Annotated in this window: 7 protein-coding genes; 5 read left to right on the top strand and 2 right to left on the bottom strand. The window is 62.3% G+C overall.

Annotated features, from left to right (window positions below; genetic code table 11):
• The first annotated feature begins 173 nt into the window (after nucleotides 1–173).
• From rplM to erpA, 4 genes are all read left to right on the top strand, one after another.
• Complete coding sequence (rplM, locus tag Q8R61_RS13425) at nucleotides 174–620, top strand: 50S ribosomal protein L13 (RefSeq protein ID WP_305538103.1); 447 nt, start codon at nucleotides 174–176, stop codon at nucleotides 618–620.
• Nucleotides 617–1,009, top strand: a complete 393-nt coding sequence (rpsI, locus tag Q8R61_RS13430) for a 30S ribosomal protein S9 (RefSeq protein WP_305538105.1) — start codon at nucleotides 617–619, stop codon at nucleotides 1,007–1,009. Before rplM ends, rpsI begins: the two co-directional genes overlap by 4 nt.
• Before the next feature lie 103 nt (nucleotides 1,010–1,112).
• A complete protein-coding gene (gene argC, locus Q8R61_RS13435; protein ID WP_305538107.1) occupies nucleotides 1,113–2,141 on the top strand; it encodes an N-acetyl-gamma-glutamyl-phosphate reductase in 1,029 nt (342 codons plus the stop codon).
• A 92-nt stretch (nucleotides 2,142–2,233) separates the two neighbouring features.
• Entirely contained in the window at nucleotides 2,234–2,584 is a 351-nt protein-coding gene (gene erpA, locus Q8R61_RS13440) for an iron-sulfur cluster insertion protein ErpA (RefSeq protein ID WP_018507883.1), read from the top strand.
• A 93-nt stretch (nucleotides 2,585–2,677) separates the two neighbouring features.
• Here the strand turns inward: erpA and Q8R61_RS13445 are convergent, their stop codons facing one another.
• Nucleotides 2,678–3,796, bottom strand: a complete 1,119-nt coding sequence (locus Q8R61_RS13445; RefSeq protein ID WP_305538111.1) for an anhydro-N-acetylmuramic acid kinase — start codon at nucleotides 3,794–3,796, stop codon at nucleotides 2,678–2,680.
• Entirely contained in the window at nucleotides 3,793–5,109 is a 1,317-nt protein-coding gene (locus Q8R61_RS13450; RefSeq protein WP_305538113.1) for a peptidoglycan DD-metalloendopeptidase family protein, read from the bottom strand. Before Q8R61_RS13450 ends, Q8R61_RS13445 begins: the two co-directional genes overlap by 4 nt.
• Before the next feature lie 157 nt (nucleotides 5,110–5,266).
• On the opposite strand from Q8R61_RS13450, the gene tyrS reads away from it, so the two are divergent.
• Complete coding sequence (gene tyrS, locus Q8R61_RS13455) at nucleotides 5,267–6,457, top strand: tyrosine--tRNA ligase (protein WP_305538115.1); 1,191 nt, start codon at nucleotides 5,267–5,269, stop codon at nucleotides 6,455–6,457.
• Nucleotides 6,458–6,696 lie beyond the last annotated feature (239 nt).

A 6,696-nucleotide genomic window follows, 5' to 3' on the forward strand; every position in this document is an offset into this window, starting at 1 on the left:
TGCTGCCCGACGGGGCCTGCCCAAGCCTTGCGGCCATTGCGCGGCAAACCCGACTGCGGTCCAGGGGCCGCCAGCGCCATTGCGGCCGGGTGCAAGCAGTGTTTGACTTTGTGCAGGGTGCGCAGTTAAAATGCCCGGCTTTCCGAGATTGTCCTCTGTATAGAGGTTGGGTCATGAAAACGTTTTCCGCTAAAGGGCATGAAGTCAAACGCGACTGGTTCGTGGTTGATGCCGACAACAAAGTGCTGGGTCGCCTGGCTTCCGAGATTGCACGCCGCCTGCGCGGCAAGCATAAGCCGGAGTTCACCCCCCACGCCGACACCGGCGATTACATCGTGGTGGTCAACGCCAGCAAGATGGTCGTGACCGGCAACAAGGGCCTCGACAAGAAATACTATCGCCACTCCGGCTATCCCGGCGGCCTCTACGAAACCAACTTCGACAAGATGCAGGAGCGCTTTCCCGGCCGTGCGCTGGAGAAGGCGGTCAAGGGCATGCTGCCCAAGGGCCCGCTCGGCTACGCCATGATCAAGAAAATGAAAATCTACGCGGGCGCGGACCATCCGCATGAGGCTCAACAGCCCCAGCCCCTCGAACTCAACGTTAAGGCTGCATCATGATCGGTAACTACAACTACGGTACGGGTCGCCGCAAGGAATCGGTTGCGCGCGTGTTCATCAAGGCCGGCAGCGGCAAGATCGTTGTCAACGAAAAGCCGGTGGACGACTATTTCTCGCGCGAAACCGGCCGCATGGTCGTGCGCCAGCCGCTGGTGCTGACCGACAACCTGAACACGTTCGACATCATGGTCAACGTGGCAGGCGGTGGTGAATCCGGCCAGGCCGGTGCAGTGCGTCACGGCATCACCCGTGCGCTGATCGAGTTCTCGCCCGAACTGAAGCCCGCGCTGAAGGCCGCCGGTCTGGTGACCCGCGATGCCCGCGAAGTCGAACGGAAAAAAGTCGGCTTCCACAAGGCGCGTCGCCGCAAGCAGTTCTCCAAGCGTTAAACTCGCTTCGAGCCAAAAAAGCCGTCCGCTTCAGGGCGGCTTTTTTTATATCTGAACGCACGGCTGTCTTACAATTCAGTCATTCATTGCAAGGATTCACACCATGATCAAAGTCGGTATCGTCGGCGGCACGGGCTACACCGGGGTCGAACTGCTGCGCCTGCTGGCGCGCCACCCGCACGTGGAATTGAAGGCGATCACCTCGCGCAAGGAAGCGGGCATGCCGGTGGCCGAGATGTTCCCCAACCTGCGCGGCCGCGTGAAGCTGGCGTTTTCCACGCCTGAGGAGGCCGGCCTGGAACACTGCGACGTGGTGTTCTTCGCCACCCCCAACGGCGTGGCGATGCAGCAGACGCGTGCGCTGCTCGATGCCGGCGTCAAGGTGATTGACCTCGCGGCCGATTTCCGCATCAAGGACATCGCGGTGTGGGAGAAGTGGTACAAGATGGAGCACGCCTGCCCCGACCTGGTGGCAGAGGCCGTGTATGGCCTGCCGGAGGTCAACCGTGCAGCGATCAAGGGCGCACGGCTGATCGCCAACCCGGGCTGCTACCCCACGGCGGTACAGTTGGGCTTTCTGCCGCTGCTGGAGTCGGGTGCGGTCAATACCGGCTTTCTGGTGGCGGACGCCAAGTCGGGCGTATCGGGTGCCGGCCGCAAGCCGGAAACCCATATCCTGTTTGCCGAGGCGGCGGACAACTTCAAGGCCTACGCCGTCGCCGGCCACCGCCACTGGCCGGAAATCAAGCAGGGGCTGGATGGCTTCGCCGGCAAGCCGGTGGACTTCACCTTCGTGCCCCACCTGACGCCGCTGATCCGGGGCATCCATGCCACCCTGTACGCAAAAGTCAGCGCGGACGTCGACCTGCAGGCGCTGTTCGAGAAGCGCTATGCGGGCGAGGCGTTCGTCGACGTGCTGCCCGCCGGCAGCCACCCGGAAACCCGCTCGGTACGCGGCGCCAACGTCTGCCGCATTGCGGTGCACCGGCCGCAGGGCGGCGACACCGTGGTGGTGCTGTCGGTGATCGACAACCTGGTCAAGGGCGCGGCGGGGCAGGCGGTGCAGAACATGAATATTCTGTTTGACCTGCCCGAAGACACGGCGCTGGCCGACATCGGCATGCTGCCTTAAACAGCGGAACTCCGTGGCCCAAACAGGGTCTTTGCTTGACGCAAGCCGGGTGATGCGGATAATCACCTCATACGTTTTCAAGGAGCACCACCATGAATGCAGCAACCGAAATGGAAGTCCCGCTGATCTTCACCGACAGCGCAGCCAGCAAAGTCAAAAACCTGATCGACGAGGAAGGCAACCCCGACCTGAAACTGCGCGTGTTCGTCTCCGGCGGCGGCTGTTCCGGCTTCCAGTACGGCTTCACGTTTGACGAAGCGCAGAATGCCGACGACACCGTGATGGTGAAAAACGGCGTGACGCTGCTAGTCGATTCGATGAGCTTCCAGTACCTGGTCGGCGCCGAAATCGATTACTCGGAAGGCTTGGAAGGCGCGCAGTTCGTCATCAAGAACCCGAACGCCACCACCACCTGCGGTTGCGGCTCGTCGTTCTCGGCGTAAGCGTTTCCTCGCGGAATAAAAAAAGCGGCTTCGGCCGCTTTTTTCAATTAGAGCATCGCGGCTTCGGCCGCGTTTTTGTTTCCGGCGCGGCTTTCAAGCCGGGTAAATCGCCCCCAGGATGCGTTCGCCGCGCGCGCCGGTCACCGCCGGCAGGTTGCCCGGCGCATGATGCACTGCCTGCCGGGCCAGCCAGGCAAAGGCAAGCGCTTCCACCCAGTCCGGATCCATGCCCAGCGCTGCGGTCGTCGCCACGTCGACTTCCGGCAGATGCGCGGTGATGCGTTGCATCAGCGCGCCGTTGTGGGCGCCGCCGCCGCATACGTAGAGTTCCTGAACGCCAGCGCATTCGCGTTTCACCGCATCGGCAAGACTGAGCGCAGTGAATTCGAGCAGCGTGGTCTGCACGTCGGCGGGGCCGATGGCTTCGTTCAGGTGTGTGAGCGTGGCGTCGAGCCAGTCCAGGTTGAACTGCTCGCGCCCGCCACTTTTGGGCGGCGGACCCTGCAGATAAGGATGCCGCATCAGTACAGCCAGCAAGCCGGGATGAAGGTGTCCGCTCGCCGCCCAGGCGCCGTCGCGGTCGTAGCGAGCATTGCGATGCCGCTGGACCCAGGCATCCAGCAGCATATTGCCGGGTCCCGTGTCCCAGCCGCGCACCGGGCCATCCGGCGGCAGGTCGGTGATATTGGCAATGCCGCCGATATTGGCGATAACGCGGTGGCGGTCCGGATGCCGCAGCGCCTGGGCATGGAAGGCGGGCACCAGCGGCGCACCCTGACCGCCCGCGGCAATGTCGCGGCTGCGGAAATCGGCGACGACCGTGATGCCGGTGAGTTCGGCCAGCAGGGCGGCATTGCCGATCTGCAGCGTGTAGCCGTCTGCGGGGCGATGGCGCAGGGTCTGGCCGTGGCAGCCGAGCGCGCGCACGCTGCCGGGCGCAATGCCCTCTAGCAGCGAGCGGACCGCCTCGGCATACAGGTGTGCCAGCGCGTTGGCCGCACAGGCGGCCAGGTGGATTTCGTCGGGCTGCGGCGCATGCAGCGCCAGCAATTGAGCGCGCAGGCTGTCCGGGTAGGGCAGGTAATGGGTTTGAAGCAGTCGTGTCTGGCCGTCTGGGCCTATTTCGGCGAGGGCAGCATCGACGCCGTCCAGACTGGTGCCGGACATGAGGCCGACATAACGCTCGGCCTCATGTGGGGAAGCTGCGCTCAATCGAGCGCGGCGAGATTGGTACCGCGCAACAGGGCCAGCTTGTCGGACCAGTCGGCAGTCTGCTCAAGGAAACGTGCGCGCTGTTCGGCAACCAGCGGAGGCGAGCCAGGCAACTTGATGGCCATCGGGTTCTGCGGTTTGCCGGCAATGCGGATTTCATAGTGCAGATGCGGGCCGGTGGAGGCGCCGGTCGATCCGACATAAGCGATGACCTGGCCTTGGCTGACGGGACGGCCGGCGCGGATCCCGGATGCGAACGCGCTCAGGTGGGCGTAGTAGGTTTCGAAACCGTTGGAATGACGCAGGATGACGAGGTTGCCGTAGCCGCCGCGACGGCCAGCAAAGGCCACGGTGGCGTCGCCGGTGGCCTTGACCCGGGTGCCGGTGGGGGCGCCAAAGTCGACGCCGGTGTGGGCGCGGTGGAAGCCGTAAACCGGGTGCTTGCGCGAGTTGCTGAAGCTGGACGTGACACGCGAGAATTCGAGCGGCGAACGCAGGAAACCGCGCTTGAGCGATTCGCCCTCGGGGGTGTAATAGTCTTCGCGGCCGAACGGGTCGCGGTATAGGATGGCGCGGTGGGGCTTGCCGGCGTTGACGAACTCGGCAGCCAGCAATTTGCCGGCGGCAATGGGTTCGCCGTTGCGGTAGCTGACCGTGTAGATCACCGAGAAGGTGTCGCCGCGGCGCAGGTCCTCGCGGAAGTCCATGCTGGTCGAAAAGGTTTCGGCCAGCTGGTTTGCGATCTTGTCGGGGATGCCTGCGCTGTCGGTGGCGCCATACAGCGAGGACAGAATGCGTCCGGAACGCATCACCACGCGCGATTCGAGTACATCCTCGCTTTCCGAGGCGACAAAGCCATCACCCTGGCGGTTGATCATCAGCGCAGGGGCGTCGCCCCGGTCGAAACGGATGGTCAGTAACTGCCCATCCTGGGTGGTCGTGGCCTGAATGCGTCGACCCGAACGGATGCTGGAGGCCATCTGACGGACCGCTTCGGTGGCCAGCAGGCGCTGGATTTCCAGGTCGTCGATTTTCAGGCGCGACAGCGCGATGGACAGCGTGTCGCCGGACTGGATCAGGCTTTCACGTTCAAAACTGCCTTCGCTGCCTGAACCGATCAGGGTTGGCAGGGTGATGGCTTCGGTAATGGTTTGCGGGGTGATGTCGAGCGGATTGGTGTCGGGGGCCAAGCCAAACGCGGCGACGACGCCAAAAAGCGGCAGGCTGGAGAGGGCAACCAAGGTGCGCAGGCTGAAGCGGCGTTCCGCTCCGGTCAGGCGATCGGTTAAGATTCTCAGTTTGGTGAGCGGCATGGACCGTTTCCCTTCTGTTTGCAAGCGGGGAGTCTACCACAAATGCCCCCCGGAAACTTCCTCAATCCAAACAGCAGCTTGTGTGCATGGGATGAGGCGATATTCATGTTTTACGGCCAGTTTCGGACAAACTTGATCGGTCGTAGAGAGGAATTTGATGCAGGACGCGTTGCAGGAAATCAAGCGTGGAGCCGACGAGCTGCTGGTTGAGGCCGAATTGGTCGAGAAGCTGAAAACGGGCCGCCCCTTGCGGATCAAGGCTGGATTCGATCCGACCGCACCGGATCTGCACTTGGGGCATACCGTGCTGCTGAACAAATTGCGCCAGTTCCAGGTGCTGGGGCATCAGGTGATTTTCCTGATCGGTGATTTCACCGGCATGATCGGCGATCCTACAGGCAAAAACACCACCCGTCCGCCGCTGACCCGCGAAGCGGTGGCGGAAAACGCCAAAACCTACCAGGAACAGGTGTTCAAGATCCTCGACCCGGCGCTGACCGAGGTGCGCTTCAACTCGGAATGGATGGAAAAGCTCGGCTCAGTCGGCATGATCCGTCTGGCGGCGACCCATACGGTGGCACGGATGCTGGAGCGGGACGACTTTCATAAACGCTACACCAGCCAGCAGCCGATCGCGATCCACGAATTCCTGTATCCATTGATCCAGGGTTATGACTCGGTTGAGCTGAAGGCCGATGTCGAACTCGGCGGTACCGACCAGAAATTCAATCTGCTGATGGGGCGTGAACTGCAAAAGCATCACGGCCAGCCCGCACAGTGCATCCTCACCATGCCCTTGCTGGAAGGCATGGATGGCGTCAACAAGATGTCGAAGTCGCTCGGCAACTACATCGGCATCAACGAGCCGCCGCAGGAGATCTTCGGCAAGCTGATGTCGGTTTCCGACGATCTGATGTGGCGCTATATCCAGCTGTTGTCGTTCGAGTCGCTCGCGACCATCGAGGACTGGAAGCAACAGGTTGCCGCAGGTGCCAATCCGCGCGACATCAAGGTGCGGTTTGCGCAGGAGATCGTCGCGCGTTTCCACAGTCCGGCGGCGGCAATCCAGGCACTGGCCGAATTCGAGGCGCGCTTCCAGCGCGGCGCGTTGCCGGACGAGATGCCGGAAATCAGCCTACCCGGCATCGAGGGCGCGCTGCCAGTGCCGCAGTTGCTGAAGCAGGCCGGGCTGGTGCCCAGCACTTCGGATGCCATCCGCCAGATCGCCGGTGGCGGCGTCAAGCTCGATGGCGAGCGCGTGGCCGACAAGGGCGTGAGCGTGCCGGTCGGCACGACCGTCGTCGCGCAGGTCGGCAAGCGGAAATTTGCCCGCGTCACAATTATTTAAAATTAATCGGTCGAAAGTGTTGACGGATGATTTGAGCTCTGTAGAATGCGCACCTTCTCGAAACGGCCTTGCAGCGAAAGCCGCTGGTTTTATCGAGCGATCTTTAACAATTTACAGCCGATAGGTGTGGGTGTTGTTGCGGTAGCTGTTCTGGTTTCGGCCGGGGTAGCAACTAGCATAAATGCTCACACTTGAATGAAGCGATGCTATTAATTTGGTGTCGTGAGTTTGAGTTGAGC

The organism is Thiobacillus sp. (genome assembly GCF_030696885.1).
GTDB lineage: Bacteria > Pseudomonadota > Gammaproteobacteria > Burkholderiales > Thiobacillaceae > Thiobacillus.

Bases quoted from the DNA above. Each gene is read 5' to 3' on its own strand.
- rplM (WP_305538103.1), top strand. From the start codon at position 174: ATGAAAACGTTTTCCGCTAAAGGGCATGAAGTCAAACGCGACTGGTTC.
- rpsI (WP_305538105.1), top strand. From the start codon at position 617: ATGATCGGTAACTACAACTACGGTACGGGTCGCCGCAAGGAATCGGTT.
- argC (WP_305538107.1), top strand. From the start codon at position 1,113: ATGATCAAAGTCGGTATCGTCGGCGGCACGGGCTACACCGGGGTCGAA.
- erpA (WP_018507883.1), top strand. From the start codon at position 2,234: ATGAATGCAGCAACCGAAATGGAAGTCCCGCTGATCTTCACCGACAGC.
- Q8R61_RS13450 (WP_305538113.1), bottom strand. From the start codon at position 5,109: ATGCCGCTCACCAAACTGAGAATCTTAACCGATCGCCTGACCGGAGCG.
- tyrS (WP_305538115.1), top strand. From the start codon at position 5,267: ATGCAGGACGCGTTGCAGGAAATCAAGCGTGGAGCCGACGAGCTGCTG.